Source organism: Actinomyces provencensis, assembly GCF_900155435.1.
Taxonomy (GTDB): Bacteria; Actinomycetota; Actinomycetes; order Actinomycetales; family Actinomycetaceae; genus Pauljensenia; species Pauljensenia provencensis.
The window spans coordinates 1-1607 of sequence record NZ_LT700224.1 but is presented as its reverse complement, the minus strand read 5'-3'; the positions used below and the strand labels follow the sequence as shown (position 1 = coordinate 1607).

Genomic DNA, 1607 nt, shown 5'->3' with positions numbered 1-1607 from the left:
GGAAACGCCCGGAACCATTCCGAACCCGGAAGCTAAGCCCCACAGCGCCGATGGTACTGCACCTGGGAGGGTGTGGGAGAGTAGGACACCACCGCAACAACACCACACGTTGAAGGCCCCACCACCCGGCACCGGGTGGCGGGGCCTTCAACCAATTCCACCCACACACACAACACGCGTGCGGACCACCACCCCACAACACACAACGCGCGTGATGTCCGACTTCGATCAGCTGTGCTCTTCGGGAATGGTGGGGAGAATGCCGACATTCCGGTCTCCATGTTCCTCCAGTGTGGCAATGGCGTGCTTGAGGGCACTGAAGACGGAGCGGACAGAGGGCATTGTTTCGGAACCGTGTGCAGTGACCAAGTGAAGCGTGCGGGCTTCGGCGGCGGGCAAGGGAGCGGTGACCACCCCGGACAACAGGGGGAACGAGGCGATCGCCAGCCGGGGTAGCGTGGCGACTCCGATCCCCTGGGCGACCAGTGCCTCGACGGCGACGACGTTGTCGGTCTCGAAGGCGATCCTCGGGGTGAACCCCGCCCGTGCGCACAGCTCCAACAGATGTCCGCGGCATCGTGGACATCCGGCAATCCAGCTTTCGTCGGACAGGTCCGCGACGGCCACGGCGCGAGGTCGGATGAGATGTGCCTGTGCCTGTGCCTGTGCCTGTGCTTGAACCTGGGACTGGGCGTGGTTGTCGGTGCGGGCGTCGGCCCGGGCCCGGGCATGGGCACGCGTCCCAGCACGGGCGTGGGCATGAGGATCGGCTTCCTCGCTGGCGTTCCCCGTCCCATCTGCAGATGTGCCCGAAGCCTCGAGGGGACCACCACCCGACCTCCCCGGTTCTCCCTCGAGCGCTCGGTGCCCCGCTGGCAGCACCAGGACGAGGTCGTCCCGGCCGACCGTGCGCACCGACAGGCCCTGGGCAGTCGAGCGGTGGGGATCGGCGCTGTCGCCGGGATAGCTGAAGGTGAGCGCCACATCTGCTGTCCCCTCCCGTACGGCCGCGACGGCCTCGGGTGGTTCGGCCTCGACATACGTGACGCTGACCCCGGGTTGGTTCTCGCGCAGGTGTGCCAGCACCAGCGGCAGCAGGGTGGGGGAGGCGGACGGGAACCCCATGAGACGCACGCGGCCCGTGCGCAGGCCGCGCAGGTCGTCGAGTTCCTCGGTGGCCGCGTCCAGGGCCGTGGTGACGGCCGGCGCATGGCGGGACATGATCCTGCCGGCCTCGGTCAGGCGCACTCCGCGCCCGACACGCTCCACCAGGGGCAGCCCGACACGGTGTTCCAACCGGTGCAGCTGTTGGCTCACCGCCGGTTGGCTCATGCCCAGCGCGTTCGCCGCCGCCGTGATGGAGCCACGATCGGCGATCGCGCGCACGAGCATGAGGTCGCGGACGTCGAAGACCCGTCCGTCGGCAGTCATCTCCTCCATGCACCAACCATAAGTACCAGTCATGGTTTCCATCGAACATCTGCCATAGACGTATGGCGGTGCCGCGCCGCAGGCTGGCGACATGGCCACGATGATGCTTCCTCCGTCCGCCCTCGTCGACCCCACCGCTGCCCATGGCGCACCCGCGCGGAAGGCCACCCCCGCGC

General features: G+C 68.1%; 1 protein-coding gene and 1 rRNA gene. One reads left to right on the top strand and one right to left on the bottom strand.

What is annotated here, in order from left to right; translation table 11 throughout:
* Nucleotides 1–97, top strand: a 5S ribosomal RNA gene (rrf, locus tag BQ9890_RS14370); the annotation flags it as partial.
* 131 nt (nt 98–228) lie between these two features.
* Here rrf and BQ9890_RS16530 read toward each other — a convergent pair.
* The gene (locus BQ9890_RS16530) at nt 229–1440 is read right to left on the bottom strand and encodes a LysR family transcriptional regulator (RefSeq protein WP_230298049.1); all 1212 of its coding nucleotides are present in this window, start codon (nt 1438–1440) and stop codon (nt 229–231) included.
* Nucleotides 1441–1607 lie beyond the last annotated feature (167 nt).